Below are 26,757 nucleotides of genomic sequence, written 5' to 3'. Positions count from 1 at the left end.
CGATCAGCCCAGCAGGAAGTTCACGGTGGACCGCGCGCTCGGCGTGAAGCCGGCCTGCACGGTCTGGGTCACGCTGACATGCGCGATACCGCCGACGATGTCGGCCACCACGGCGTGCGCCGCGATGCGGTTGACGCCGAGGGAGGCACTGAGCACCGGGTCCATCAGCTGCACCTTCATGCCGACACGCAGACGGTCGGGCAGGGAAGGCTGCACTTCGAAGCGCACGCCGGGATGGATGGGAATCGGCCGCACCAGCCGGCCGGTCAGCAGCTGGCCCGCCGGGCTGTGGCTGGCGGCCAGCAGGCAGACGCGCACCAGGGCCGCCATCAGCGCCACGGCGCGCGGCTGGTTCGCGTCGACACGGCGGCGCAGCCAGGACGCCAGGTCGCGGATGTCCTCGCGGTCGTCGCGCTCCAGCTCGCCGAAATGCGGCAGCGTCGACAGGTTGCCCAGGTCGCCCACGCTGTCGAACTGGCTGAAGCGCTCGGCCCAGTCGAGGCGGATGCCGGCACGCACCGTCGACAGGCGGGCATGCAGGCAGGTCGCGACCTGGGCGATGCGAGCGATCTCCTCGGTCATGCGCCGGTTCAGCAGATTGCGTTCGGCATTGGCGGCCGCCAGGTCGGCCAGCGATGCGCTCCGGGCGATGAGGTCGATCTTGCCGACCAGGCCGAGACTGGCCGAAGACAGGGCAACGGCGGCGAAGGGCAGGGCTTCGCTGCGGGCCAGGTTGACGCTCTCGGCCTGGGCGCGCACGGCGTTGAAGGCGATCTGCTGGCTGGCGCCGCCGGCCAGGCCGTTGAGCAGGGTCAGGGCGCTGACGTTGGTGGCGGTGATGGCGCTGGCCGTCAGCGGCAGGGCCGTGAGCACGCGGTCGGCGACGAAATGGGTGTCGAGCAGGCTCAGGTGGGCGCGCAGGGCCGGGAACCAGTCGACCGGGGCCTGGCGCACGATGCCGATCATGGCGGCCACGTCGCCGGGTGGGTCGTCGTGCTCGGCCAGGCAGGCGGGCACGGCGTCGGGCTCCAGGGCCGAATCGAGCAGGCGCGACGGCAGGGCCACCGTGCGGCTGCCGATGCGGGCCCGCGCGAAGGCGAGGAATTTCACGTGCTCGGCAATGATGGCGTCGCGCCTGGCGTTCAGCGCCGCGGCGCGCTGCTGGTCTTCGGCAAGCAGGGCGCGGGCAGTGGCCACGTCCTGGCGAGACTCGGCCAGCTCGCGCTCGACCAGGGCCAGGCGCGAGGCGAGGCCGCCGAGGCTGGCGTCAATGGCCGCCAGCGACTTCTGGCAGCGCGCCAGTGCGTCGCGGTATTTGCGCACGATGCCTTCGGCGGCGCGCAGCACGGCGATGGTGTGGTCGGACAGGTCCACGCCGCCAAGGAAGTAGGCCGATTCGTCGCGGGCCTTGTCCTCGGGGTCGGGGTCGAAGCTGAGGTCGGCAAAGCGCAGGCGCAGCGCACTGAGCTTGATCGGCGCGGCGCGCAGAGGTTGGCCGCCGGGGTCGAACTCCTTGAGCACGCCGCCGATGGTCTGCTTCTCGGCGATGCCGGGCACCTCCAGTTCATCCAGGTCCAGACCCAGCGCAGCAAGCTTGCTGATGACTTCGAGCCGCGTGGCGACGGTGAAATCCTTGGCCTCGATGGCCCGCGGCCGCTCCAGCCGTGAGGCGATGGAGGTGGTGCGGATCTCGGCCTTGCCGGTGAGCGCCGAGGAGTCGGTGACCTTGGTGCTGGGCGGCGGCGCTGTGGCCACGGGGGCCAGCGGCACCAGGCCCGCCAGATTGATGCGCGGGTCCAAGGCAACCTGACCGCCGACGATGCCGCCCAGGTTGCCGGAGCCGATGACGCCACCGATCGAACCGCCAATGACGCCAATCGAGCCCACGATGCTGGGCGCGGCCGGCGTGAAGGTCGAGATGGGCGAGATCGGTGCGCCAATGACCCGGATCGGCGATGGAGCGGGGGTCATGAAGCCGCCGACGCTCCTGCCAATGCCCACATTGCTGGTCACATTCAGCGCCGCCGCGCTTTCGGCGACGCCCGCGCCCGCCCGGGCGATGCCGCGCGGCACGGGTACCGGCGCAACGCCGCCGGTGCGCGTGCGGATGGGGAAGATCGGCGGCGCGGTCGCACCATCCGGGCGCTTCAGCTGCGTCTCGCTCTTGACCGTGCCATAGAAGTCCGAGAGCTGCTCGCGCGTGGCGCTGGCGTTGTCGAGGTCGGCGATCTGCGTCAGCGCCGGCGACACGGCGAAGCGGCTGGCCTGCGACTGCTTGAGCACCGTCTGGCGCAGCCGGTACATGTCGGTCTGCACGCGCAGATAGCCCAGGTTGACGGCGTCGTCCGCCTCGTCGATGCGGCTGGACAGGTCGGCGACCGTCTGGCGCAGGCCATTGGCCTGGATCAGCGCGGCCAGCGTCTGGAAGCCGCGCTTGGCGGCGTCGGCCTCGGTGGGCGTGAGCTTGCTGTCGTCGCCGGTGATGGGTGCGAGCTTGCGGCCGGCGATCAATGGCTCGGCCAGCAGGCCGGTCAGCTCGGTGGACTCGCGTTCGCCGTTGGCGTTGGCGCTGGTGTCGTAGGCGCTCTCGAAGGCCGTGTCGGCGTCGGCGGCGGTGACGAAGTCCCAGGACTCGCCTTCGCCGCGCAGCGTGCCGGAGTCCAGTGTCTTCTGGTCGAGCCAGACCGCCTCGGCGCCGTTGCGCAGCACGCCGACGGGGCCGAAGAGGGCCTGGCCGTCGTACAGCGTGAAGGCCACGCCGCCGACGCTGGTGTCCTCCAGTGCCAGCGCCGCAGCAGGGATCTCCAGCCGGTGCCAGCGGCCCGGCGTCGGCACGGCGGGCGGCACGTCGGTGGACTGCTGCAGCCGCGAAGGCGTGCCGTCCAAGCCCCAGCCGATCAGGTTTTCACCCCAGTAGGCGCGGTGCTCCCAGCTGCCGCCGATCTGCCATTGCAGCATCAGCGTGCGGGGCGGGAATTCGCGGTCCAGCTGTACCCAGGCGTAGAGCACATCGCCCTTGCCCACGGCCAGGGTCTCGGTGGCGTGGTCCAGGAAATGCTGGTGCAGGCCGCGCACATTGGCCGAGCGGTGCAGCAGGCCGGCCGGTGCGGGCAGCAGGGGCAGCAGGCGTTCGTCCTCGACGCGCAGCGGGTCGTCCTGCGGGTCGGGCACGGTGTCGGTGTTGTCGGGGCCTTCGGCGGCGATGCTCAGCGCCTCGCGCTGCTTGCGCTGGCGCTGGCGGCGCCGCAGCCAGTCGGCGCGGTCGTCCACATGGCGCTCGATGGCGTCGGCGATCTTGTGGTCGACATCGGCCACTTCGGTCAGCAGCAGCTTGGGGTCGAACAGGGTCTGCGGCACCGGCACGTAGACGCAGATGCTGTCGCGCACGGCGAGGTCGATGGGCGACAGGCCGGCGGCGGCTTCCAGCACCAGGTCCAACTGCTCGATGGGCACGGGCAGGGCCGCCACGTCGATGCTCGACGGGAAGAAGACCTGCCGGGCGGCGCGAGCGTTGACGGCGTCGCGCGGCAGCAGGCCCGCGGGCGGCAGCGTCAGCATCTGGTCGCCCAGGGCCACCGTGTCATCGCCCGCGGCGGCTGCTTCTGTCAGGTGTTCGGTGAACTGGTCGATGCGGGCCTGCCAGAGGAAGCGGGTGCCGGCGCCGAGCTGGGCATTGGCCTCGGCGCGCGGCCGGCCACCCAGGCGCGCGACGGCGGCGCGGTCGGAGAACAGCGGCTGCCAGGCGGTGTTGACGGCCACCAGCGCCAGCGGCACCCCACTGCCGTGCCAGGGCATGGACTGGCTGTTGCCCAGCTCGGCCTCGCGGGCGAAGACGGCATGGGCCAGCGCGTTGCGCCAGGTGTTGCCCGGCGCGGGCAGGGGCAGCCATTCGTCGGGCCAGACGTAGAAGACAGGGCGGGCGGCGTCCTGGCGCACCTGGTCCTCGAAGGCCTCGGCATCGAGGTCGCGTTCGCATTGGTCGAAGGGGTCGGCCCCCTGCACGACGCCGTGCTCTATGGGTTCCAGCACGACGATGCCGACCCGGGGCAGGGGCCGGCCCAGGGTCAGCAGCGTGCGCAGGCTGCGGCCGGTGGCGCGGGCGAAGAGCACGCTGCCGTCGGCGTCCGCCGGCATGGCGGGTGCCGGGTCGGCGTCGGACAGCAGCCAGCGTGGCGCGACAACGGGCAGGTCCAGCAGGTCGAAGGAGAAGGCAGCAGGAGCGATGACCTCCTCGCCGCCGGCGCTCAGGGCCATGCCGGGCTCGATGGTGATGCGGCGCGCGGTGGCCAGCTCCAGGCCAGCAGCAGGCGGCGGTGCGGCCGCGGTGTCAATCGCCGCGATGGCGTCGTCATCGAAGGCCAGGGCCAGGCCCTCGACCACGCCGGCACTCAGCGCGCGGTTGAGCAGGGCGATGCGGCGGGCGCGCTGGTTCTGCTCGGCTTCCAGCAGCGGCGCCGTCAGCGCGCGGCCGGCGAAGGCGTTCATGCGCCGCTCGCCATCGGCTGCGGTGCGGCTGGACAGGCGCGGCTGCACGGCCACGGCCACTTCGCCGCTGCCCAGCGCCAGGCGCTGACTCCGCGCGGTGCCGGCCGGCGGCGTGACGTTCAGCGCGACGATGCGCGCGCCGTCCAGGGAGGGGGTGCTGCGGTCGCTGGCCATGGTGATGTGCTCCGGTTCAACGCGGCTTGGCCGGCGCGAAGCGTGCCGCCAGAACCTTGTCGAGATTGGCCTTGCCGCGCACCGGCACCTTGATGTCGGCCGACAGGCGCTGCGCCTCCTGACCGCTGCTGCGGGACAGCGTGCGGCCCATGTCGAGCAGGTGTTCGCTGCCGGCGAGCTTGTGCAGGGCCTCCTTGTCCTCCAGCAGATCAGGGCGCTGCGCGGCCAGCTTGGCTAGGCCGTCGGCCACGCCGGGCGTGTTGAGCGCCGTGGCGACTTCGGCCACCGCGGTCTCGTCCATGGTCTTGCGCGCTTCCAGCTGCGCCAGCGCGGCATGCGCCAGCAGCGGTTCGGAGAATTTGGCGGCCGACAGCAGCTTCACCGCCTCGGCCCGCGCAAGGGAGTCGGAGCGGGCCAGCAGCTTCTCGACGCGTTCCGTTTCACCCAAGGCCTTGAAGCGCTCGAGGATGATGTTGTCGGGGTTGGGACCTTCGTTGATGACGGCGACGGCCACGCCCTCCACCTCGGGCCGCAGCGCCACATTGCGCCGCCGCGCATACCAAAGCGTGGTCTGCGCATTGACGAGGCTGGCCCAGGCCGTGTCGACCGGGTCGGTGATGGCCGGCGGCGGGAACAGGCCCGTCTTCACCAGCCGCGTGTTCTCGAGCAGGCGCAGCGATTCGGCCGGCGAGCGCTTGACGGACAGGCGCGTGGCCGGCACGACGAGGGCACGTGTGAGCCGCTGGCGCAGCAGGCGAGCCTGCGCGGCCAGGGCTTCGCGGGGCACGGGGACGAGGATGCTGACGAAAGTGGAGGTCTGCGCTTCGGCGGCGAGTTGCAGGTCGATGGGCGGCAGCGTCAGCGACTCCTCCACCAGCATGGCGATCTCGTCCTGCGGCACCAGCGTCAGCTCGGCGTCGATGCCGGCGGGCAGCCAGCTCTGGCTGAAGTCCGCCGTGTTGACGGCCGCGGCGGGCAGCGGGCCGGCGGCAGGCAGGGCGGAGAAGAACTGGGCCGCGCTGGGCCGGGCGCCCAGCGGCCGCTTCATGACATCGTCGAGCTGCGCCTGGTACTGGGCCAGATGGGCCTCGCGCAGCAGGCGTGGTGCGAAGCCGAAGCCCAGCACGTCGGCATGCGATTGGCCGGCCGTGCGGCGGGCCAGGTGGACGTCGATCCAGCGCACCGTGTCGCCGGTCAGCGCCACCAGGGCCAGGGCCAGCGTCTCCGCGGGCAGGCTGGGGCCGGCCTGCTGCACGAAGATCTGGCGTGCCAGCTCGCCACGCAGGGCGTCGGCGCGGTCGCCAGGTGCGTCGGCCACGTAATGCAGCGTCAGCGCGCTGGCTTCGACGATGTCGCCCGGCTCGACGGTGCGTTCGGCGTCGAGGCCCGTCGGATAGCTGGAGACCGGGTTGGCGCTGAACTCCAGCGCGCGCAGGCCCAGCACGAAGATGCCGGTGCGGTTGCGCAGCGGCGGCGTGAGCAGCTTCTTCCTGCCGCTGAGCTGCTGGGCCAGCGTCTGCAGCTGGAAGAGCTGGGCCAGGGACACGCGCACCGGCCCGGTCAGGGCAACCAGTTCACCCGCCGTCGTGTAGCCGAAGCCGGGGCTGACCTGCAACTCGGTGGCCACGCTGCCTTGCGAGACTTCCAGCCCCTCGACCACGCCCGCACCCAGGGCGCGCGCGAAGCCGGCCTGGCGGGCCAGGAAATAGGACTGCTCGCGGGTCAGGTCGCGCGCGGCCAGGAACTTGCCGTCGAACCAGCGCGGCCGCACGCGATGCGACTCCTCCACCATCAGGTTGGCCTCGCGCAACGTGCGCGCGGTGTCTGCGCTGACGACGGTGCGCTGCGTGCCGCTGGCGGCACCGAATGAGACCTGGGGGGCTTTCTGGATGGCCATGGTGAGTCTCCCGATCAGATGCCGAAGACGGCTGCCAAGGCATCCGCCGGGTAGGCGAAGCGGCGGCTGGTGTTGTCGATGTGGGCGGCGTCCAGCGCCGTGAAGATCGGCGTGGGGCGCGTACCTGCGGGCACGGCCGCCGGCGCTTCGACGGTCGGGATCAGCAGCCGCGCGATGAAAAGCGAGGTCGGGTCGGCCAGCGAGTCCGAGTCATCCGCCGCTGCGCCGTGCTCGGGCAGGGGTGGCAAGGCTTCGCCGTCGGGGCGGGCCAGGTCGCGGGCATGCGGGTTGGTCGCGTCGTTCCAGCCGTCGAGCAAGGCGTCGCGCAGGGCGTCGGGCCGATCGGCTGGGGCCAGCGCCCGCACGGCCTGGAAGCGCGAGCGGGGCAGGAAGTCGGTGGCCGGTGCATCCCTGGCGTCGGGCCGCAGGATGAGCTCGAAGCGGAAGGCATCGCGCACGCGGTTGGGCACCAGCGCGTCGGTCGCGTCGAAGGCGCCCTGGGCAAAGCTGGGCGTGCGGCCGCGGGCCTGCGGCGTGAAGCGCAGGAAGAGGTCGGCCACCACGCCCTGCGCGCCATGGGCGGCGCGTATGGCGTCGGCCGGCTGCGCCAGGAACCAGGGCTCCAGGCGCACGCACCAGGAGCGCGGCACTTCGATGAGGCGGCCCAGGCGATCGATGGCCAAGCCCGCGCCGACCTTGAGCTCGTGCTCTGTGCCTGCTTCGTTGGCGACCGCCTCGGCCTTGAGACCGATCAGCGTGCCGGCGCCGGCCAGATAGGCCAGCGCGCGGGCCAGGCGCGAGCGGTGGTAGGTCTGCTCGTCGCGGAAGTCGTCGCTGCCGAGCAGCACGCCGGTGTCGTAGAAGGGACGATCCGGCCGGTCCAGGCGATCGGCGGCTTCCAGGGCATCGACTTCATCGAGGGCGTTCATCGGATCAGTCCTGTATCAATGGGCGTCACGGGGCGGACGGGCAGGACCCGACCGGCAGTCACGCTGACATCCAGCGACACCGCCTCGCTCTCCACGCCGCTTTCGTTGACGACGACGAGGCTGAAGCGGTGCTTGCCGGCCGCGAGCTTGTTCTCGACCAGCAGCACCGGCTTCTCCTGCTCCAGCGTCTTGCCGACAGGCAGCACGGCCATGGCGTCGCTCACCGCACGGGGCCGAGATAGGTGTAGCGGTAGCTCTTGATGACGCCGCCGATGTCGAAGGACTTGGAGCCGTTGAGCTCGAAGTTCTTGCCGAGGTCGGCGACCTGTGGCCCGGCCAGCACGGCCGTGGGGCGCTCGCGGTCGGCCACGATGACGTCGACGGTGTCGGGCAGGGACACATTGCCGGAGTCGTCGATGACCTCGAGCTGGAACTTGTGCCGACCGCGGGCCAGCGGGCTGCGCGGGTCGACCTCGACGACGACGGTCGGCTGGTCGGTTTCGAAGGGGACATTGATTTCGAACTTGGCCATGGTGGCACTCCTTGGTAGGTCTACTCGGGATCGGGAAGTCGCGTGAAGCGCCAGCGCGCGATCACGCCGTCGGGCGGGGGTTCGGAGCGGCGGCCGTCGAGCAGCAGATTGCCGCCGGGGCTGGCGATGGCGACGGCGTCCAGATGGGCCTTGGGTGCGCCGTCGAAGGCGACGAGGCCGCTGCTGTCGTCCAGCCGCCAGTCCAGCGCGCCGCCGCCGGTGATACGGTCGCCGCGGCCAACGCCGCTGCGGTTGATGCGCGCCACTTCCAGCGGCACCGGCGCGCGCAGATAGCTGTCCACACCGACCAGGGCCGCGATGCCGACCATGAAGGGCTCGCGGGCGGCCATCACCTTGACGAGGACATGGGCCGGTGCGATCTCTTCGGCGAGGTTGCGCACCATGGCGATCAGGTCTTCGTCCAGCCCCTCGTGAACGAGGATGGTGGCGCGATGGGCGGTGCGCTCGTAGACGCTGGCCACGGTCTCGCGCTCGGCCCCGGAGTCAATCTCCTCGCCGAACAGGGCCAGGAACTCGCGGCGCGCCTGGTCGTCGTCTGCGTCGCCCAGCGTCAGCGTGTCGCCGACGAAGGAATTGCCGGAGACGACGAGGCCGGGCAGCAGCGGGTCGTCGCTGCGCTCCAGGTCTATGCCCAGCAGCGTGGCCAACGTGCGGCGCAGGCGGAAGTCTTCCAGCACGATGATGCGACCCAGGCTCACCGCGCCGTCGGTGGCGATGTCCAGCGCCAGGGCCAGGCCGCCGCGGGTGCCGCGCAGCCGGCGCAGCAAGGGTGCATTGGCCAGCCAGGCGCGCTTCTGCGCGGTGGGCAGGCGGGACGGGAAGCGCTCGCCGGTCCAGCGGGCCAGCCAGTCCAGCGCGTCGGCCGGCGTGCTGGTGGGCGCCGTCAGCACGCGGGCGTCGGCGACCTGGTCTTCCATCGGCGTGAGCACGCTTTCGAACAGGCCGATGAAGCGCTCCAGGAAGTCGTGGCGCGTCGCGTCGCCGCTTGCAGTCCGGTCGAAGACGGGGTCGTCGCGGTAGAGCTCGGGCAGGTAGCGGCGCAGATAGGAGAAGCGGTCGCCCCAGACCCGCACGGCCGCCACCTGCGGCGTGGCGCGGCCGTTGCCGTAGAGCGTCAGGCGCAGTTGCAGGCGGCGGCCGCGCAGCTCGCGCAGCTGCATGCCGGCGCGCTGCACCAGGGCACCGAACAGGCCGACGCGATTCGCCAGCGGCGCGCAGCCGAGCAGGCTGGCGTGATGGGGCAGTTCGCTCGGGCAGGCCAGCCAGGCGGCGCGCGGTGTGCCGGCTTGCAGGTCGGCCTGCAAGGCGCTGGCGTCGCCGAACCAGTGCGGCCACCAGGCGCCGCTGAAACCGTTCTCGTCCGAGGCGCGCAACTCCACCCGCACGCCGCAGCCGGGCGGGATGACGGCTTCGACGTAGAGGCGGTGCCAGACCAGGTCGATGGATTGCGTGTCGACCGTGTGGCCTTCGGCCATGCCGCTGGCAGCAAAGCCGCGCCAGGACAGCGGCACGAGGGTGCGGCTGAAGGTCGCATTTTCCGCGGCCTCGGGCACGTCCTGCGGACGCACCAGCGGCAGATGCGGCGGCCAGTCCTGCGAGGCGACAAAGCCGCCAGGCGCCGCGTCGGCACTGGGGTAGCGGCGACCCAGGGGCTTCTGCCGGGGCGCTGCGTCCGCCGGATAGACCAGGGCCTCGGCCAGGTCGGACACGCGCAGGGCGACGTCGGCCTCGTCCAGCCAGGCAATGGCGTGGGCGTAGGCAGCGCCCTCGAGGATGGCGCTCTTGCGCGCTTCGCCGTCGATGACGATCAGGTTCAGCTCGCCATCCGGACCCCAGGCGATGACCGCGAGCCGGCCTTGCGGGCTGGCGGCCAGCGCGATGGGGCGCAGGGCGGCATCCAGCAGGGCCTCGGGCAGCAGCTCGAGACGCGCGTCGTCGGCGTTCTCGGGCTGAGGGCGGAAGGTGCCTGCATCGCGCACCACGTCGCCGCGTTCGGGGAAAGGCGTGCCGGCCAGCACGGCGAGGCGGCGGTTGCCGCGGTCCAGCAGCCAGCGCCCGCCCTGGGCGTCACAGGCGACGGCCTGGGGCGTGAACAGCGGCGGCAGTTCCAGGCGCACCGGCTCGTGGCGGTCGCGCAGGTCGAAGAGTTCCACGCGGTCGGCAAAGGCGAAGACGATGCGGTCATCGGCATCGAGGGCCATCGCCGCGGGCGCGCCGGGCGCCGAGGTCGCATAACGCGGCACCTCGCCGGGGAAGGCGCCAAAACCCATCAGTGAGCCGCCCGGGCCTTCAGGCGTCGGCCGCGGGTCCCAGCGGGCGTAGCTGCCGACGCGGTCGCGCAGCAAAGGCAGCATGGCCAGTTCGGTCTCGGCGCTGGTGACGCGGGAGACACCGGCGATCAACGGCGCCACGCCCAGCTCCGAGGCCAGCGACAGCACTTGCGCGACGCCGCCATGCTCGGCGTCGCGCGACGCGATCGCGCAGCCTTCCGCCACCGCCCAGTCCTCGGGACGGGACCAGAGCCAGAAGCGTTGCGAGTTGGCGTCCATGTCAGTACCGCCCGGCCGCCCGAAGGCACTGACGCGCCCCCTCGGGGGGCAGCGAGCGAAGTGAGCGTGGGGGCTTGTTCATCTCAGCAAAGGTCCACGATGACGGGCACGGCGACGCGGCTGCTGCCGTTGGCGCCGCTGCCGGAAGCCGCGTCCGGCCCGACGCGGGTGGCCGGCGTGCTGCCCACTTCCACCAGCACCTGCATCAACTCCGGCAGTTGCCAGGGCGCGAGGGCAGCCCGCTGCAGGCCGCTGCCATCCCGGCCGACCAAGGCCCAGGCGCCGGGGCCACCGGTGAAGAGATTGACGCCGGCGACGGTCGCCACGCCGGGCACGCGGGCGGCTTCGACTTCCAGCTCACGATCGGCCAAGGCGCGTCCCAGCGGCCAGCCATTGCCGTCGAAACCACCGGGAGCGAGCGGCCACAGCAGACGCCGGATCACCCCGCGCACCGCCGCCAGCGTCTCCTCGCGCGGCGCGCCGTCGCGCAGGCCCACGGCGACGGAGACGGACAGCGGCACGTACTCGCAGCCGATGACGTTGAGCTCGGTCGCCAGCGGCCGGCGCGGTTCCAGCCAGGCGTGGACGGCCTCGATCAGCGGCCGGTCGGCGCGCGGGTTGGGCGCGGTGCCGACCTCGCCGCTGGTCGTGCCCGGCAGCACCATGACGGCGACGACGCCGGGGATGCCGAAGGCCCGCGTGCGCGGTGCAAAGCGCGGCAGCACCTCGACGCGGCCTATGTCCATGCCCGGCGTCTCGCGGGCCAGGCTGGCGTAGTCGTCGGCCGTGACGGCGCGCTCGCGGTGGCGCAGCATGGCGGGGATGCGCTGCTGGGCGGCGTCGACGTCCTCGGCGTCCTCGCCGCCCTGGGTGCCGACCGGCTGCGACAGTTTCAGCGTGTTGATCACGGCGCCGGGCAGGCCGCTGGCGTTGATGCTGTTGGCGACGATGTCCTTCAGCGTGCCGGGTGCGAGATTGCCCGCACGGCCGCCGCCGGAGCGGGCCGACACGATGCGCACGCGCGAGCCCGCCGGCGGCAGACGGCCGCGCATGCCATCGCCCAGGCGCACCTGGCCGGACTCGGCGTCCAGCTCGTAGGCGCGGGCATCGCGGGCCACTTCGGCGCGGTGAGACACCAGGGCCAGGTCGTCGACGCGCGTCCAGGCCGCGTACTGCATGCCAGGTTCGGCGATCTCGAGCTGCAGGCTGTCGGGCAGCACATTGCGCACCGGCAGGGCAATGACTTCGCCGGGGCGGCCGGAAGTCTGGGCGACGACGAGGCCCTGGCTGGTCACGCCCTGTTCGATCTGCACGGCGTGCAGACCGGCCCAGCTGAGCCGCAGGCGCTGCACGCCGGCGGCAGGCTTCATGCGCAGCCAGGCGACGAGGCGCTGGGCGCGGTCGGGGTCGTCCAGGCGCGGTGGCTCTTCGTCCACGCCGGAGACGGCATCGATGCCGCGGGCCGAGTCGCCGACGCCGATCAACTCGGGGCCGGGCATCAGCACGCGCACGACGCCGGCGCGGCGCAGGCCGTCAGTCGTGTCGTTGCCCGAGGGGTCGAGGGTCTGGTAGTCGGTCGCGCGGGCACCGCCGACGGAGATCTCCCAGCTGACGCCGATGCGCTCGCGCTCGCCGACCAGCTCCTGGTCGTCGGGCACGGTCAGCGCCGGCACCAGGCCGATGTTGAGCAGGCGCGCCGCACCGGCCGTGTTGCGGGCCAGCTGCTGGGCGCAGCGGTCGCGCAGTGCGGCGATGGACTCGCCGCGCGCCGGCTTGGGCGCCAGCAGCGCGATCCACAGGCAGCCGTCGACGCTGTCGGCGACGATGTCCACGCCGGCGTCCACCGCGCCGTCGGCAAACAGCGGCTGGGTCTGGTAGGCGTCCAGCGTGCGGCCGCCGTAGAGGGCGCCGAGCTGGGCCAGGGTGTCGGCCAGCTCGGGGTGGTCGTCGGCAGTGACGCGCTGCTTCAGGTAGACCTCGCCGGTGACCGGCGCGACGCTGATCTCCTGGGCCGTTTCGAAGGGCACCGGGCGGCTGATGGTGGCGCGCTCGCGCAGGTCCAGCGCCTCGCGGGCTTCATCGGGCAGGCGCAGCGTGACCAGGCCGCGGGCCATGCGGGCGGGCTTGAGGCCCATGCCCAGCAGGTTCAGGAAGACGCGGCGCTGCAGCTCGGGCACCTGGTTGGCGCGGTAGAGCAGGGCGTCGCCGAGGAAGGCGAACAGCTCGATCAGCGTGCGGCCGGGGTCGCCCACGCGCGGGTCGGTCCACTCCGGCGTGTGTGCGGGGATGCGGGCCAACAGGTCGGCGACGAGGTCGTCGGCGCGGCGGTCGTCGAGCAGGGGGATGGGCAGCGGCATTTCAGCTTCCCAAGGTCAAGGCCAGCGCCATGCGCTGCGGTTCACCGGTGCGGCGCAAGCGGTAGTGCACGGCGATGTGGACGACGCGCGGGTCTTCGGGGTCTTCGTCCACGTCGATGCGTTCCACCTGGGCGCGCGGCTCGAGGCGGGTGATGGCGCCACCGATGCGCTCGTGCAGGCGGGCGCGCACGGTGAGGTTGTTGGGCTGGTTCAGGAAGTCCTGCACGCCGGCGCCGAAGTCGGGGTGCATCAGCAACTCACCAGGCCGCGTGGCGAGCACGCAGCGCAGGCCGTCGGCCACGCTGCGCGCCAGGCCCGGCCAGGCCCAGCGGCCGTCGGCGTCGGGCCGGCCGAGCAGCGGGAAACCAATGGGCGGGGAGAGTTCGGGGGCGAGCTTGCGGGCCATGGCTGTTCTCTATTTCTTCTTGGGCACGGGCAGGCAGATCTTCACCAGCGGCAACCAGAAGAACACGAGGTTGAGCAGGGACAGCACGACATTGAGCAGGATGAAGGCGCAGATCGTGATGATGGGAATCGAGAAGGAGCACAGCCAACCGAGGCCGATCTCGCTGCCGGCCTTGGGCTTCTTCATGAAGTCCTCGGGCTTGTTGCGCATCAGCAGATTGGCCAGGCCCGGCGGCACGTCGAAGGCGACGTTGGGCTTCATGGCAGCCAGCGAAGCACGGTCGAAGGCGGGCAGGGCGATGCGAGCCTGGGGCGTGCCGGTGGAGGCGAACCAGGGTGCCACGCGGTAGAGCGGCGTCATGTCGCTCCATACCAGCCGGGTCGGGCAACCAGGCTCGCCGCGCACGCGCACGAAGGCGCGGATGGCGTAAAGCGCCTCGGCGTCGTCGAAGCGGCCCTCCAGCGTGCGCGCTTCGGCGGCGCGGCCTTCGAGCACGGTGAGTGCTGCGTTGGTGAAGCGGTCCAGCCAGCCGTCGGGCACGGGGCCGAAGTCATCGGGGATGTCGACGCCGCCGGCGTCAACGTCGGTGGCGACGTGCACGCAGGCCTGCAGGAAGGCCGCGCCGCCGATGGCGACGCGGGTCGTGACGCCGAAGGTGGTGATGTTGCGACCGATGAGCAGCTCGTCGAGCAGCAGCCGCAGGCTGGTGCCGCGGCCGTTGATGTCGAACTCGAAGGCCAGTTGGCGGATGAAGGCGGCGAATTGCTCGCGCATGGCGGCGCTGTCGCCGCTGTCGGGCTCACTCGCGTCCACCGGCTCGCTGCCGTTCAGCCAGGTGGCGTCGAAGCGGGCGTCTGCGCCGGGCAGGGGGCGGATGCTGGCGCGGGACAGATAGGGCGAGAGATGGGCCATGAAGCTGTCACGCGCTGGCGAGCCCGGCGTGCGCACGGCGCTGTAATCCACGGCGGCGTTGTTGGGCTTGCGCAGGGCCTCGCTGGTGGGCACGAGACCATAGAGCAGGCTGCGCCGGGCGGCGTTGCAGACCTCGGGCATCAGCGCATGCAGCGGGTTCACGGCCTCGGCCGGATGCACGGCGCGCAGGGCCGCCAGGCGGGCATCGACGCCGGGGTTGCCGGTGCGCGGCGTGGGGCGACGTGCCGGGTCGGGATCGGCGTCGAAGGCGGCGGCGCTGGGCAGGGCGCGCCAGCCGTCGGCCTGCCAGGCCTGCCAGTTGTGGGGATCGGCGATGGCTTGCCCGTTCAGGTCGTCAGGCCCGGCCCAGCGGCGCACGACAAAGCCGCTGGACTCGATCTTCTTCGGGTCCAGGCGCGGCGCGCCGAAGACTTCGCAGTGGGTGTCGAACAGGATCAGGTTGAAGCGGCGGTGGATGGGCTGGAACAGCGCGCGCGGCGCACCCTTGTCGGGCAGGCGGGCGATGGGCAGCGAGGCCGGCCAGCCAAAGCGGGGCCACGTGGTTGAGGTGATCGCGTCGCTGAGCGCAGCGACGAAGTCTCCGGCCTCGATGTCGACGAGGACGGCCGGCGCATGCGGATGCTGGCGCGACGGCCCGCCCACGGCGACGGCGTGGTGGGTGTGGGGGTCCATGACGGCTGCCATTGCCGGCCTCACCAAATGTTCCCGGCGCCGGGCGTGTAGCTCGACGACACGACGGCGTTGGTGATCAGCGTGTCGCACTGGACGACGCCGCTGAACTTGGACATGCCGGCATCCACATTCACCATGCCGGCACTGACCTTGACCGTCGCCGCGTTGACGGTGACGGTGGCCGAAGCGGTGACGGTGATGCCGCTGCTCTCGAGCTTGATGCTGTTGCCGTTGGAGTCGACCAGCTCGCAGGAACCGGGGCCGTCCTTCAGCGTCAGCTTCTGGCCGCCCGGCGTTTCGAGGATGAGTTTTTCCTGGCCGTCCTGGTCGTCGAGGGTGATCTTCACGCCATTGCGCGAGCGCAGCACCTTCAGATAGTTGTTGCCGGCGCCGTCCATGCTCTCGGGCGGTGAAGCGGCGCCGTGCCAGAGGCCACCCAGCACGATGGGCATGCGTGCGTCGCCCTGCACGAAGGCCACGGCCACGAGGTCGCCGACATCGGGCACCCACCAGGAGCCGCGGTTGTCGCCGGCGAAGGGAGCCACCAGCATGGCCCAGAGCTCGGCGTCGCCGCTTTGCTCGTCGACGCCATGGACGCGCATCTTGACGCGGCCACGGTTGTCGGGATCCTTGATGTCGGTCACGTCGGCCATGAAGACGCCGCCGCCCAGCCAAGCCGGGCCGAGGGCCGGCGGGTTGCCAGCGGGGGCGAAGCTGAAGGGAGCGCGGTCCATATCAGTTGTCGGCGATGAAGGCCGACTGGGCGACGAACTCGGTCACATAGCCACTGGTGGGGTCGAAGCGGTGGCGCGCTTCGATCACGGCATAGCAGTTGTCGAAGCGCCGGCCGACGCCGTGCAGGTTCACGCGGCTGCCCACGCGCAGGCCGGCATTGCCCTCGGTGCGGCCGTGCAGGCGCACGAACTGGCGGGCGCGCTGGTCGAAGGCGGCGTCGGCGAGGGCCTGGGCTTCGGTGTCGTTGCGGCAGGGCAGGGCGCCGAGGTTCTCACTGCGCTCGATGCCGATATCGGACAACAGCGAGGCGCCCGTGCGGCCGCTTCCCGGCCCGGGTTGAGCGCCGGTGCTGGTCTTGGTGAAGTCGCTGCCGGCGGCCGGGTCGAAGCCGCGGGCCATGACCTCGGTGACCTGGCTGGACAGGTCGGCGATGACGCGCACCTCCTGCAGCTGGCTGTAGAGCGTCAGGTCCAGCGTGCCGCGGTCCATGTCGGCGCTGCTGCGTACCTGCAGCGTGCTGCCAATCACCTGCATCTCGCAGTCGCAACGGCCCAGCAGGCGGCGCAAAAAGGACAGGTCGCTTTCGTTCAACTGCACCCACAGTCCAGTGCCGCCGGGCAGGCCGCTGGCGTCGACGGTGAGGCCGTGGTCGCCAGCAATGGCCCGCACGACGTCTTCCAGGCTCGAATCCACATGGCTCTTGCTGCGGCGCTTCATGCGGGCGGCGAAAAGCTTGTCTTCGGCCAGTACGAGCAGGCTCGGCGGCGCGCCGACCGAGCCGCTGGCTTCGATGGCGTGGATCTGGCCGTCGAAGATCTCGGTGGGGCCGGAGGTCTCGCCGGCATAGAGCTGCACACGGGCGCCGAGCTTGATCGGGCTGCCGGCGTCGAAGACCAGGCCCAGGCTGCCGTCCACCATGCCCCAGTTGCCCATGCCCAGAGACAAGCTGCTCATGCCGCCCTCGGCCTCGGTGACGGCAAAGGTGCGCACGAGGTCATCCAGCGCGGGCAGGGCCTGGCCGTCCACGCGCAGCGTCGGCCGCGCGCTGTAGGCGGTGCGCGAGGAGACGGGGCGTTCGGTGGTTTCGGGAGGCATGACCGGTGTGTCCTAGTCGGCCAGCAGGCGCGCGCGGCGCTCGAGGGCGACGCTGAGCTGCTGGTCCAGCTGGTGAGCGAATTCGGGCGTCCAGGCCGGCGTGGGCGTGGCGTTGGCCGCACCCTGGGCGTCGCGGGACTGCTGGCCGGCGGTGCTCTCCGGCGGCGGAACGTCGACGACGATTTCATCGATGAAGACGGGCATGTCGGTGCTCCTTTTCAGTCGTCGAAGCGCAAGGCGCGCGGGGCCTGGCCGACATTGGCGCGCAGGCCGGCCGCGCCGGCGGGCAGGGCGCGGCCGTCGATGCTGAAGCCGGCGCCGACGTCGGTGGCGAGTTGCTGGGCCGCTGGTGGCGGGGCGAGGCGACCGGCGTCGAAACGCAGCGTCGGCGCGGAGGCGGAGAGGCCAATGCCGGCACCCGCGCCGATTCCTGCACCCACGCCGGCACCGATGCTCACACCTGCACCACCGGCGAATGACACCGCGGCTTTGAGCTCGACCTTGGCGCCCACCGCAAGCGTCGCGCCCGCCGAGAAGCGCAGGCTGGCCTCGCCATTCATGCTGGCGATGGCGCGGGCGGCGCGCAGGTCGCCACCCAGGCCCGCGATGCCGGCCGCGCCACCCAGCCCGCCCGCTACCTCGAAGGCGCTGCTGCGGGCGCGCGATGCGTTGGCGGCCGCCGGGTTGTCGCGCTCTAGGGCGCTGAACTCGTTGGGCTGCTCCTTCAGCGCCAGGGCGACGCTGGAGCGCAGCGGCACGCCCTCGGGTGAGAAGAAGTCCAGGGTCTCGCGGTAGCTGTCCGAGATGCCGGTGAAGGTGAAGGTGCCCCACTCGAAGCGCAGCGTGGGCGGTGTGAAGGCGGCGCTGGACTCGGCGCTCTGCGTGCCGGCGGCATCCGGCGAACGCACGGCGGCGCGCAGGCGGCGGGTGATGGTGCGCACGTCCTCGCCGGTGTGGGTGGTGTCGAACAGCAGGTCCAGGCCGAGCTTGGCGCTGGACTGCGTGGCCGTCTGCGTGGTGCTGCCGCTGCCGCTTTGCGGGCTGGTGGAATTGGTGATCTCGACCTGCAGCGACACCGGGTTGAAGTGCACCTCGACGGTGTCGATGTCCTGGCCATTGCGCTGCAGGACGATCTTGGCCTTCACCACATTCGGTGCGGTCATGATGTCGAGTGCTCCAGGCCTTCGTGGACGATGTGCAGCTCTTCTACGCCCACGTCGGTGCCGCGCGCATTGAGGTCGGCGGCCTTGAACTTGATGGGCATGGCGCGGCGCAGGGTCCAGCCCATGACGCGTTCGCCGGTCGTGCTGCGGATCTCGATTTCGGCCTTGAGGCGGTTCACATAGCCCCCCTGGCCCAGCAGCTCGAACCACTGCCAGAGGTCGCGCGAGCGGGTAATACCGCGCTTGAGCACGACGGTGGCGAAGTTGACGCCGCCGGGGCGCTGCACGCTGCCCCAGTTACGGCCGCCTTCGCGGATGCTGCGCGGCTCCATGGTGGCCTCCAGTCCGGTCAGCTCGCTGAAGGCGCCCTGGCAGAGCGTGGCGTCATCGCCACCGCTGCCGTCCACCGGGTCGCGGCTGAACGACACATGGAAATTGAAGACGCCGATCGGGGCACCACGTGCATCAGCGCTCATGCGGCCTCCGCGGTGTGGGCGAGGGGTTCGGCGTCCTGCCAGTTGACGCTGCCGTCCTCGGCCAGGGCCAGCTCGATGCGGATGTGCTCGATGGCGGCTTGCGGCGCGAACTGCACCAGCACGATGACGCGACCGGCGTCCAGGTCGCTTTGGGTCATCACGCTGCGGTCGCAGCGCACGGTGAAGGCTTCGGTCGCAGTGCTGCCCCGCAGGGCGCCGGCCTGCCAGTAGCTGGCCAGCATGTCTTCGAAGCGGCTGCGCACCCGCGCCCAGAGCGCTTCGCCGGAGGTCTCGAAGACCAGGGTCGCGCCGACCATGCGGGCCGTACGCAGCAACTGGCCGAGCAGGCGCACGACGCCGGCACTGCGCCATTCGCGCACGGCGCTCAGCGACGGGTCGCTGAGCAGGCGGATGCCGTTGGCCGTGGGGCCGAAAAGAGCAAAGGTCTCGGCCAGCGGCCAGCCTATACGGCGGCTGTCGAGCCGGGACAGATAGCCGGCGAACTTCCCGCGCGGCGGCGAGCGCAGCTCTTCATCGCGCGGTTGCGGCACGACGGCCAGCACGCCCAGGGGCGCCTGGCCTGCTGCCGGCCGCACCGGGCCATGGGCGAGCACGGAGGCGGCGATCAGGCCGGCCAGCGCGCCGTCGGGTGGGATCAGGCCTTCGGGCGTGCGCACCTCGCGCAGCGGCAGCAGCCAGGGTGTGGCGCACTCCACCATGCTGGTCTGCAGCGTGAGGGCGTCGCTGAGCTGGCGCGCCGCCCGGGTGTCGCGCGCAGCCAGAGGCATGGCGACGAGCAGCATGACGTCGCGGCGCTGTCGCGCGAGCGTGTTGCGCAGCCTCAGCACATTGCTGTTCCAGAGTTCGAAGGCCGCGTCGGACAGCCGCGGCGCCGCAAGTTGCCGCACGCCGTTTGTGGGCGGCGTGGCGAAGGTGGGCGTGCCGCATTCGACAAAGACTTCGGGCACGACGGCAGCCACGCCTGGGTCGCCGGGGATGGGAGGCTGGTTCAGATTCGCGTGCAGCTCGGGCAGGTCGGGCGCCAGCACGAAGCTGACGTCCTCCAGCGTCCAGGTCTGCTGCATGGCGACATCCAGCGCGTCGAACAGCGTCACGGCGGGTGTCGAGCCCAGCGGCCAAGGCAGACCCAGGCAGAGCACATAGGCCTTGCGCCCGCCGTTGGCGAAGAAGTCGCGCACCGCCAGGCCCAGCCAGTCGTCGGCGAGTTCGCTGCGGCCCTGCACGGCGCGGGCATGCCAGTCGAACAGGCTGTCGAAGGCGTCCCAGGTGTCGATGGGCGCCGGCATGCCGAGCAGGGTCTCGCGCACGGCGGCGTCCTTGAAGCCCCTGGCGTTGAGCCAGTCCGACACCGTCCGCGGCAGCGCCACGCCGGCGCGGCGCGTCGTCCAGCCCACGAACAGCGCGATGTCGGCGCGGGCCGGATGCGGGCGCTCGACAGGGCGGGTCGACTCGAAGCTCAGTCCGTACATGGAAGCGGCCCGCTCACGCGGCCTCGATCTCCAGGCCTTCGGACGACAGCACCAGCTCTTCCATGGCGACGTCGCCGCCGCCCTTGGCGGCCAGCGTCGGGCCGGTGTACTTGAGCGGGATGGCGTTGCGCAGCAGCCAGACCTGCACCGGGTTGCGGGCCTCGTCGAGCAGGGTGATGGAGATGTTCTTCTGCGCATTGACGCCGGTGGTGCGGGTCTCCTTGACCCAGTCCCACAGCGACTTGGAGCTGATGATGCCGCGCTTGAGCGTGACGTCGCCGACCTTGTGGACGCCGGGGATCTTGCGCACATGGTTCTCCGCGTCGTTGCCGTAGCGGTACTCGGCCACGGTGATTTCGGAGCCGAGGCCGGAGACGTCGGAGAAGCCGCCGAAGGCTTCCGCGCCGTCGAAGTTGACGAGGAAGTTGAAGGCGCCGTAGGGGACTTTGCGTGCCATGGAAGTGCTCCTGCTGCTGGTCAATCACGCGAGTCGGCGGTCTTCTGGCCGATGCGGAAGATCACGAACTCGGCGGGCTTGAGTGCCGCCACGCCGATCTGGCAGACCAGGCGGCCGTTGTCCAGGTCGTTCTGCGTCATCGTCGAGCGGTCACAGCGCACGAAATAGGCCTCCTCGGCCTTGCCGCCCAGCAGGGCGCCATTGCGCCATTCGTTGTAGAGGAACTGCGCAATGGTTTCGCGGATGTTGGCCCACAGGCGCTCGCCGTTGGGCTCGAACACGGCCCACTGGGTGCTGCGGTCGATGGAGGCTTCCAGGTAGTTGAAGTAACGCCGCACATTGACGTATTTCCATTCGGGGTCGCTGCTGGCCGTGCGGGCGCCCCAGACGCGATAGCCGCGGCCCGGGAAGTAGCGCAGGCAGTTGACGCCGATCGGGTTCAGCACCTCCTGCTCGCCGAAGCTGACGTCGCGCTCGAAGCGCAGCGCGCCGCGCACGATCTCGTTGGCGGGTGCCTTGAAGACACCGCGCTCGATGTCGTTGCGCGCGTAGATGCCGCAGACGAAACCCGAAGGCGGCAGCGCGATCTCGCGCGGGATGTCGTCGCGCCCGGGTCGCGCATTGGGGTTGGCGATGACGACCCAGGGGTAGTACATCGCGGCGTATTTGCTGTCGATGGTGGCGCGGGCTTCGCGCGCGGCACCGGCGTTGAGGCCGGTGTTGGTGTCGAGCACGGCGATGCGGTACATGCGCCGGCCTTCGGCGTGGGTGATCAGCGAGTTGCGGATGGCGTCGCGCGCGGCATAGGCGCTGGAGCCGGGGGCAGCGACGATGGCGATGTCGTCGAGTTTGGCCAGGGCGGCGAAGGCGCCGATGTAGCTGGCGTCCATGGGCTCGGCGCCGTCGTTGCCGCCGGTCAGCGCGAAGGAGCCGCGGCGGCCGGTGGCGTTGGCGGCCGTCGGGAACAGGGCGGCGAGCAGTTGGAAGGCGTTGACGGCGCTGCCGAGGTTGGCGGCGTAGAGGTTCTCGATCTGGTCGACGCGGCGGTTGGGTTGCGGCGGCATCACGGTGCCGAGCCAGCGTGGGTGGCCGCGGTCGTAGCCGAGGTCGTCGATGGCCAGGCTGCCGCCATCGGCATCGGTCGCAATGACGGCCAGCGTGATCAGCGAGACGGAGGCGAGCAGGGCTGCCGCGGCGTCGCGCTGGACCTGGTTGCCGGCGGCGGCGATGGCGGCCTGGGCGGCAGCGTCGGGTGCGGTGACGGCACCATCGCCGGCGTCGGTGAGCGCATGCCAGCCATCGGCGCGCTTGACGAAGTAGCTGTGAGGCGCGGCCACACCGCTGCGGGCCAGCGAACCGATGGGCGTGCTGTCCAGCACGCGCTGCGGGGCCGGCGCGATGATTTCGCGCGTCTGGATGCCGCGCAGCTGGGGCTGCTCACGGGTGGGCACTGCGCCGTTGCCGCTGGCGCCAGGGAAGCGCGCGACGAAGCGGATGCGGTTGGTGTCGTCCTCGGCCGGCAGTACGGCGGGCAAGACGGCGGCCGGACGCAGGTCAGCGGTACTCGCGAGGCCGGAGTCGTTGGCGCCGCGCGCCAGGAACACGCGCGCCACATAGAGCCGCGAACCGCCCTCGTTGAAATAGGCCCGCACGGCATGCGCCAGGAAGTTGATCGCGTCGGCCTGCAGGTCGAGATTGGCCGTGCCGCCGTAGATGCGCTCGAAGTCGGCGAAGCTGGTCAGGATCTCGGGCAACAGCTCGGCCGTGGCGATGGGGCCCTTGCGCGTCGGGCCGGCGAATGCCGTGGTGCTGGTGCCCACGCCTTCGATGGACTTGGCACGAAAGCTGGTTTCTTCCACGTACACGCCTGGGGCGAGGTATTCGGGCATGGTTTGCCTCCTTCAATCAGGGGAGCGTCAGGGTCATCACTTCGATGCGGCCGCTGGCGAGGTTGCGCGGCACGATCAGCCGGGAGAGGCCGGCGCCCAGGGGGCGTGCGGCCAGCAGGTCGGGGTCGACAAGAGCGCCGGGCGGCAGGGTGGTGTCGGCGCTGACGACGATGTCGACGGCGATCTCGGTCTCGACGACCAGTTCCTCGGCGCCGGGCGTGACCTGCGCGACGCCGACGACGGCCACCAGGGCTTCGCCGCGCGCATCCGTCAGGCCGCGGCCAAGGACAGCCTCGCTGCCGGTGCGGTGCACGCGGATGGCCGCCTGCGCCGCGGGGGCGCCAGCGCGCCGCACGCTCAGGCGCAGCGCGGCCCAGGTGGGGAGGAGGGCGGTGGCGGTAGTGGGGTCAAGGATGATGGTGGCGGCTTCGAACAGCGGAGCCGTTTCACTCGGCGCGGCCGGGAGTGGCGAACGGGGCAATGCCAACGTGAAACGACGCGGCAGATAGCGGCCGGCCGGGTCGCTCACCGTGCCGGGCAGGAAAAGCGCCGGGGCGGCCGGGATGGGATCGAAGGCGTTTTCGTAGTCGCGCCGGGTTTCGAGGTTGGCAGCATCGTCCAGCGCCGTGACGACGAAAAAGCCACTGCGGTTGCGCTGCAGCCGGGCGCCCGGCAGGTCGACGCGCAACGGGCTGTCGATGGTGTGGCCCGACATGGCGTCGATGAAGCGCAACGCGCCCCAGACGCGGCGCACGTCCGCCTCGATGCCGTGGAAGACCGCACTCATGCGGGCACGCCCCCATAGTCGAAGCGCCGCGCCACGACCGGCAAAGCGTCTGGAGCCTCGACGTCGAGCTGCACGATGCGGGCCACATAGGGCGCGCTCAGCCGATAGCTGGGCGTGATGGCGTCCCAGATGCGCATCATGTCTTCCACCGTGATCTCGGCGGGGATCAGCTGGACGACCTCCTCGGCCGACCAGCCGCCGTTGCTGGACAGCGTCGACGCATCAAGGATGGGCTCGCGGTGCAGCTCGCGCAGCACCCAGGCAAACGCGGCCAGCTCCAGCGCGGCGTTGGCCGACCAGATGGACAGCAGCAGGTGCACGTCCAGCGAAAGAGGGCGGTTGGACAAGCCCGGTGTGCGGCGTGCATCGCTCGCACTCAGATTGCGCATCTGCTCGTTGACGGTGACGCGATAGGGCCAGACCGACAGCACCGCGCCCTGCACGTTGAGGTCCGCCAGCAGCCCACCGCTGCCGATGGCCTGGAAGCTCATGTCGCCATGCCGCGCGCGCAGCTCGGGCGTCCAGGCGTTGTCCAGCCTTCGGGCCAGCGACTCGGCCAGGGACAGGAGGGCGGATTCGTTGGCCATGTCAGAACGTGGAGTCCTGCGCCACGATGCCGTTGCCGACCGGGACCACCGGACCGTACTCCGCCTCGTAGCGCTGCATGGCTTCGGACAGCAATTGCAGCAGGGCCATGGCATAGGACGGTGTCATGACCACGCGGGTCGGCATGCCGTGCGTCAGCGCCTCGCCCTCATAGGCCTGGGCCATGCGCAACAGCACTTCGCTGCGACTGAAGCCGACCTCGAACTGGTTGGCATAGTGATAGCCGGCCGATGAGGCGGCGACCGGGCAACCCTCGGCGGCCCAGTCACGTCGAACGTCGGTTGGCGACTTCATGCGCTGTATTGCGCAAGTGGCGTGCCATGCTCGGCGGTGGCCGCCGCCCCTTATGAATCAAGGAGTTGCGTGTTCGGCCGTGAACGATGTCACATGAGCGATGTGACGTTGCGCTACGAAAACCTCAGCGGATCAAGCACTTGCGGTGTCACAGCGGCGTGTTACGGCGCACGTGCATTGCGGACCGGCTCCGGCGCAATGTGGAACTGCTTCATCTTGCGATACAGGGTCATGCGGGACCAATGCAGCATCTCGGCTGCGCGAGTGCGGTTCCATTCGCAACGCTCGAGGGCTTCGATCACGCGGCTCGACTCATCGTTGATCAACGACGTCGCGCCGGACAGTGGCAGTTCATCGGGCTCCAGTGGCCGGCCGTCGAACACCAGCCCTGCGGCCTCAACCAGGTTGCGTAGTTCGCGGGCATTACCCGGCCAGCCGTGCTGCTGCATCAGCACCATCGCCGGAGCGGTCACGCGCACTGGGCCGGCGCCGCTGCCGTCATCCAGTTGACTCGCGAAATGCTCGAACAAAGGCGCCACATCTTCAGGCCGCTGCCTGAGTGGCAGCAACTCGACGCGGGCCACGTTGAGCCGATAGAACAGGTCCGCTCGGAATAGACCTCCGCGCACCGCCTGTTCCAGTGCGCAATGCGTCGCCGCGACGATGCGCACGTCCACGTGGCGGCTGCGTAGCGCGCCGATGGGAAACACCTCGCGCGTCTCGAGCACGCGCAGCAGCTTGGCCTGGGCATGCAGCGGCATGTCGCCGATCTCGTCGAGGAAGAGCGTGCCGCCGCTTGCCAGCGAAATCTTGCCGGGATACGCCGCATGGGCGCCGGTGAAGGCGCCGCGCTCGTAGCCGAAGAGTTCGCTGTCGAGCAGCGTGTCCGGCAGCGCAGCGCAGTTGATGCTGACCATGGGCCCGGCGCGCCTGTCGCCAAGTTCATGCAGGGCGCGGGCGACGCAGTCCTTGCCCGTGCCCGTTTCGCCGGTGACCAGCACGCTGCACTGCGATCGCGCCAGCATCGGGAGCCGCATCCGCAATGCGCTGAGCGAGGCGCTTGGGCCGACGATGCCGGCCAAGGCGTCCTTGGGCTGCTGCACCGGCCGGCGGTCGGTTGCTGACGCCCGAGCAGGCAACTGCTTTGGCACGCTTGCTGGAGTCATGGTTGGGCCTTCCTAAGCTGCAGCCGCCTGGCGATGCTGCAGTGGCTTGCGGATCCGGGCTTGTGCAGCGGAGCAGTTTGTACGGCTTCAACCCAGCAAGGTCATCCTTAACCGAGTGGGATGGACATTCCTTTTCCATGCATGACACGCTAAGTCTATGTTTTTATTTGAAAATAAAACTAGGGATGACAAACGGTTTCCGTCCCAGGTGACGTTGATTCTTTTGTCGTCCCGCGGGTTTGCACAGAACCTTTTGTCATCCAGAGGGATAGGCCAGCCGAGATCGCGCCTGCAACCTACGGCATCGCAAAGCGCGGCCGCCGTACATTGCGAAGCCACTTTTTGCCTAGTAGCCCTTTGATATGATTGCCCGTTAAATGTGCGAACTTATGCATAGCAATCTTCCATGGCCTGTTTGGCGCTCGTCGAAATGAACCGTTGCCAACCGCCAAGTCTGAATTGCCATTGGGCGGAACCCTGCATACCGGAGCAACGACGATCCACTTTTACTTTGATTTATGTCTGACACACCAACTTCGGGCCGCGTACGACGTGCGGCGACGCTGGCGGATGTTGGACGAGAGGCCGGCGTGTCGGCGATGGCCGCCTCGGCTGTACTCAATGCTCCGACAACCTCAACGCGCATCTCTGGCGAGACCCGGGAGCGGGTCCTCGCTGCGGCGCAGAAGTTGAACTATCGGCCCAATCAGACGGCCCGCGGCCTTGCAGACCGGCGGATGAACACGTTAGGTCTGGTCGGTATCCTGGCTGGCGACGAGCCCAACCTGTACTTCCTGGAAGTCTTCAACGGCATTTCTCAGGAAGCGGCGTCACGGGGTCAGAACGTGACCGTGTTCAACGTCGGAAGCTGGCAAGACGCGTACCACCAGGTACGGATGTATTGCGACGGCCGCGTCGACGGTCTGATATTGCTTGCACCCATCATCGACGCGCCTGCCAGCGAGTGGCTGCCAGAGCACGCCCCCGTTGTGGCGGTGCATCCCAACTACCAAGTACCTGGGGTGCCGAACTTTCGATCCGATGACGAGGGGGGCGCGTTTCTGGCCGTGAGCCATTTGCTGCAGTTGGGCCACCGTCGCATCTTGCACGTGGGTGGGCCCGAGGGCTCCGTGGGCGCCGACCTGCGGCTGCAAGGCTATGAGCGTGCCTTTCGGGAGGCCGGGATTGAGTTGCCGCCTGACCATGCCGTTCGCGGCGCCTACACAGCGGCGGGCGGCAGCGGTGCTCTCGAGGACTGGCTGCAGTTGCACCGAGGCAAGCGCCTGCCCGAAGCCATCTTTGCGGCCAGCGACGCGATCGCGCTGGGCTGCATCGAGAGATTGCAGGCGCGCGGACTGCGCGTTCCTGAGGATGTCTCCATCGTCGGCTTTGACAACACGCTTTATGCGCGGGCCGCGCGGCTCTCCACAATGGCGCAGCCACTGGGCAAGCTGGGTCGGCTCGCAGTACAGGCCCTGCTCAAGCTCATTGATGCGCGCCGCATCGGCGGCTCATACACAGGCGTGGAAGAAGAAGTGTTGCCCACGGAACTCATCGATCGGTCCACGCTGGCGGGACCGCGCCGAAGTGACCTGTTGATCGCCTGAGGCGGGACAGACCGAGAACCTTGGCATGCACGGCATG

22 protein-coding genes are annotated in these 26,757 nt (G+C 70.3%); 1 reads left to right on the top strand and 21 read right to left on the bottom strand.

What is annotated here, in order from left to right; genetic code table 11:
• Positions 1 to 3 precede the first annotated feature (3 nt).
• The 21 genes from ASC95_RS20385 to ASC95_RS20285 all read right to left on the bottom strand — a co-directional run bounded on the left by ASC95_RS20385 (position 4) and on the right by ASC95_RS20285 (position 25,029).
• On the bottom strand, positions 4 to 4,659 hold the full coding sequence (locus ASC95_RS20385; protein WP_057299559.1) for a hypothetical protein: 4,656 nt from the start codon (positions 4,657 to 4,659) through the stop codon (positions 4 to 6).
• A 16-nt stretch (positions 4,660 to 4,675) separates the two neighbouring features.
• Positions 4,676 to 6,556, bottom strand: a complete 1,881-nt coding sequence (locus ASC95_RS20380) for a hypothetical protein (protein ID WP_057299558.1) — start codon at positions 6,554 to 6,556, stop codon at positions 4,676 to 4,678.
• A gap of 14 nt (positions 6,557 to 6,570) precedes the next feature.
• A complete protein-coding gene (locus ASC95_RS20375) occupies positions 6,571 to 7,485 on the bottom strand; it encodes a hypothetical protein (RefSeq protein ID WP_057299557.1) in 915 nt (304 codons plus the stop codon).
• Positions 7,482 to 7,697, bottom strand: a complete 216-nt coding sequence (locus ASC95_RS20370; protein WP_157256431.1) for a hypothetical protein — start codon at positions 7,695 to 7,697, stop codon at positions 7,482 to 7,484. Before ASC95_RS20370 ends, ASC95_RS20375 begins: the two co-directional genes overlap by 4 nt.
• An 8-nt stretch (positions 7,698 to 7,705) precedes the next feature.
• Positions 7,706 to 8,017: a hypothetical protein gene (locus ASC95_RS20365; protein WP_057299555.1), complete on the bottom strand. Its 312-nt coding sequence runs from the start codon at positions 8,015 to 8,017 to the stop codon at positions 7,706 to 7,708.
• 20 nt (positions 8,018 to 8,037) lie between these two features.
• The gene (locus tag ASC95_RS20360; protein ID WP_057299554.1) at positions 8,038 to 10,587 is read right to left on the bottom strand and encodes a phage tail protein; all 2,550 of its coding nucleotides are present in this window, start codon (positions 10,585 to 10,587) and stop codon (positions 8,038 to 8,040) included.
• Between the two features lie 83 nt (positions 10,588 to 10,670).
• On the bottom strand, positions 10,671 to 12,944 hold the full coding sequence (locus ASC95_RS20355; protein ID WP_057299553.1) for a putative baseplate assembly protein: 2,274 nt from the start codon (positions 12,942 to 12,944) through the stop codon (positions 10,671 to 10,673).
• Position 12,945: 1 nt separating this feature from the next.
• Positions 12,946 to 13,350 carry a GPW/gp25 family protein gene (locus ASC95_RS20350; RefSeq protein WP_057299552.1) on the bottom strand — a complete coding sequence of 135 codons (405 nt, stop codon included), beginning with the start codon at positions 13,348 to 13,350 and terminating at the stop codon, positions 12,946 to 12,948.
• A 9-nt stretch (positions 13,351 to 13,359) separates the two neighbouring features.
• Positions 13,360 to 14,955, bottom strand: a complete 1,596-nt coding sequence (locus tag ASC95_RS20345) for a hypothetical protein (protein WP_157256430.1) — start codon at positions 14,953 to 14,955, stop codon at positions 13,360 to 13,362.
• A 20-nt stretch (positions 14,956 to 14,975) separates the two neighbouring features.
• Complete coding sequence (locus ASC95_RS20340) at positions 14,976 to 15,689, bottom strand: phage baseplate assembly protein V (protein ID WP_057299550.1); 714 nt, start codon at positions 15,687 to 15,689, stop codon at positions 14,976 to 14,978.
• Position 15,690: 1 nt separating this feature from the next.
• Positions 15,691 to 16,785 (bottom strand): phage late control D family protein, encoded by a 1,095-nt coding sequence (locus tag ASC95_RS20335; protein ID WP_057299549.1) that lies wholly within the window; start codon positions 16,783 to 16,785, stop codon positions 15,691 to 15,693.
• A gap of 12 nt (positions 16,786 to 16,797) precedes the next feature.
• Entirely contained in the window at positions 16,798 to 16,989 is a 192-nt protein-coding gene (locus ASC95_RS20330) for a hypothetical protein (protein ID WP_057299548.1), read from the bottom strand.
• A gap of 14 nt (positions 16,990 to 17,003) precedes the next feature.
• Positions 17,004 to 17,948 carry a hypothetical protein gene (locus ASC95_RS20325; protein ID WP_057299547.1) on the bottom strand — a complete coding sequence of 315 codons (945 nt, stop codon included), beginning with the start codon at positions 17,946 to 17,948 and terminating at the stop codon, positions 17,004 to 17,006.
• Positions 17,945 to 18,424, bottom strand: coding sequence for a phage tail protein (locus tag ASC95_RS20320; RefSeq protein WP_057299546.1), 480 nt, complete (start codon positions 18,422 to 18,424; stop codon positions 17,945 to 17,947). The genes ASC95_RS20325 and ASC95_RS20320 overlap by 4 nt, the downstream gene beginning before the upstream one ends.
• The gene (locus ASC95_RS20315; RefSeq protein ID WP_057299545.1) at positions 18,421 to 19,914 is read right to left on the bottom strand and encodes a hypothetical protein; all 1,494 of its coding nucleotides are present in this window, start codon (positions 19,912 to 19,914) and stop codon (positions 18,421 to 18,423) included. Before ASC95_RS20315 ends, ASC95_RS20320 begins: the two co-directional genes overlap by 4 nt.
• Before the next feature lie 13 nt (positions 19,915 to 19,927).
• Positions 19,928 to 20,371, bottom strand: a complete 444-nt coding sequence (locus tag ASC95_RS20310) for a phage tail protein (RefSeq protein ID WP_056197049.1) — start codon at positions 20,369 to 20,371, stop codon at positions 19,928 to 19,930.
• Positions 20,372 to 20,391: 20 nt separating this feature from the next.
• Positions 20,392 to 22,260, bottom strand: a complete 1,869-nt coding sequence (locus tag ASC95_RS20305) for a phage tail sheath subtilisin-like domain-containing protein (RefSeq protein ID WP_057299544.1) — start codon at positions 22,258 to 22,260, stop codon at positions 20,392 to 20,394.
• A 16-nt stretch (positions 22,261 to 22,276) separates the two neighbouring features.
• Positions 22,277 to 23,047, bottom strand: coding sequence for a hypothetical protein (locus ASC95_RS20300; protein WP_057299543.1), 771 nt, complete (start codon positions 23,045 to 23,047; stop codon positions 22,277 to 22,279).
• Positions 23,044 to 23,634: a DUF4255 domain-containing protein gene (locus tag ASC95_RS20295; protein WP_057299542.1), complete on the bottom strand. Its 591-nt coding sequence runs from the start codon at positions 23,632 to 23,634 to the stop codon at positions 23,044 to 23,046. The genes ASC95_RS20300 and ASC95_RS20295 overlap by 4 nt, the downstream gene beginning before the upstream one ends.
• A 1-nt stretch (position 23,635) precedes the next feature.
• Positions 23,636 to 23,947 carry a DUF3467 domain-containing protein gene (locus ASC95_RS20290; protein ID WP_057299541.1) on the bottom strand — a complete coding sequence of 104 codons (312 nt, stop codon included), beginning with the start codon at positions 23,945 to 23,947 and terminating at the stop codon, positions 23,636 to 23,638.
• Positions 23,948 to 24,108: 161 nt separating this feature from the next.
• Entirely contained in the window at positions 24,109 to 25,029 is a 921-nt protein-coding gene (locus tag ASC95_RS20285; protein WP_235537994.1) for a sigma-54-dependent Fis family transcriptional regulator, read from the bottom strand.
• A 602-nt stretch (positions 25,030 to 25,631) separates the two neighbouring features.
• Here ASC95_RS20285 and ASC95_RS20280 point away from each other — a divergent pair.
• Positions 25,632 to 26,720 (top strand): LacI family DNA-binding transcriptional regulator, encoded by a 1,089-nt coding sequence (locus ASC95_RS20280; RefSeq protein ID WP_082567975.1) that lies wholly within the window; start codon positions 25,632 to 25,634, stop codon positions 26,718 to 26,720.
• The last annotated feature ends 37 nt before the right edge of the window (positions 26,721 to 26,757 follow it).

The sequence above is a fragment of the Pelomonas sp. Root1217 genome (assembly GCF_001425705.1).
Taxonomy (GTDB): Bacteria; Pseudomonadota; Gammaproteobacteria; order Burkholderiales; family Burkholderiaceae_C; genus Pelomonas.
This window is presented reverse-complemented; position numbering and strand designations above follow the sequence as displayed.